At 38.5% G+C, this 239-nt stretch carries 1 protein-coding gene; it reads left to right on the top strand.

Translation table 11 applies throughout. From position 1 onward, the window contains the following. Positions 1-239 (top strand): SLC13 family permease (locus AAEY99_RS21700; protein ID WP_351012029.1); only part of this gene is annotated, 239 nt, incomplete at both ends.

Below are 239 nucleotides of genomic sequence, written 5' to 3'. Positions count from 1 at the left end.
GCTTTATGCAGGTAAAAAACCAAGCTTACAGATTTTAGCGATGATGTTAGTGACTGCATTTTTATCAATGTGGATGTCTAACACGGCCACAGCAGTAATGATGCTACCTATCGCTTTATCTATTACCCATTTAGTTAAAAGCTCAGATCCTAGTAATGAAGGTTTTGGTAAAGCCCTTTTACTATCTATTGCTTATGGTGCGAGTATTGGCGGTATTGCTACTTTAATCGGTACTCCAC

The organism is Shewanella sp. S1-58-MNA-CIBAN-0166, assembly GCF_040310085.1.
Classification (GTDB): Bacteria; Pseudomonadota; Gammaproteobacteria; order Enterobacterales; family Shewanellaceae; genus Shewanella.
This window is presented reverse-complemented; position numbering and strand designations above follow the sequence as displayed.